The following is a 772-nucleotide window of genomic DNA, read 5'->3' as shown; positions in this document are numbered from 1 at the left end:
GTGGGGGCGGGGCCGTTGCCGGCGGTGCAGGAGACGTTGTTGATCAGACAGTTGCCGGGCTCGGCCTGGGCGGCGCCGGAGCCCTGGACGACGAAGCCGACGTCGACCGTGCGGCCGGGCTCGATCCGCTTGCTCCAGTCCTCGGGCTTCACGGTGACGTGGCGGCCGGCCACGGTGAAGCCTGCGTTCCAGAGCGAGGAGACGGTGGCGCCCTCGGGCAGGTCGAAGCTGAGGGTCCAGCCGTCGATCGCGGCGGTGCCGGGGTTGTTGATCACGTACTGGCCGGTGTAGCCGCTGTCCCAGGTGCTGGTGCGGCTGTAGACGGCGCCGACCGAGGCCGCGCTGGCGGTGGAGGCGAGGGCGACGACGCCGCCCGCGACGATCGCGGCGGCGACGGCCGAGGCGCCGATCAGGGTGCCCTTGCGGCTGCGGCGGCGGTGTCCGGTGCGGCGGGTGGGCTGGCTCGTCATGGTCGGCGTACCTCCGGGAGAGTGACCGTCGTACCCGGGGTGCGGACCCCGGCGCCGCAGACGCTAGCGAGCACGGAAGGGACGAATCGGGCAGCTGAGGGAGGGGTAGCACTGGCTTAGGGCCGGCTTAAGGAACAGCCTCGGAATCGGCCCCCGCGCTCCGCCCCCGCCCTCCGGCGCCTGCGGGCCCGCGGGCGGGTCACTGCGGGCTTCGCCCACCTGCGGGTCACTGCGGGCCTTCTCACCCCTGGCGGCGCGCCGCGCCCGCGAACCGCCCGGCCCGGCGGCGCGGCCGGCGCGGC

1 protein-coding gene is annotated in these 772 nt (G+C 75.4%); it reads right to left on the bottom strand.

All coding sequences use genetic code 11. The features are described 5' to 3' along the window. Positions 1–470 (bottom strand): cellulose binding domain-containing protein (locus tag AA75_RS40725; RefSeq protein ID WP_033825542.1); only part of this gene is annotated, 470 nt, incomplete at its 3' end. Positions 471–772: the final 302 nt, after the last annotated feature.

The organism is Kitasatospora sp. MBT63, from assembly GCF_000710465.2.
GTDB lineage: Bacteria > Actinomycetota > Actinomycetes > Streptomycetales > Streptomycetaceae > Kitasatospora.
This window is presented reverse-complemented; position numbering and strand designations above follow the sequence as displayed.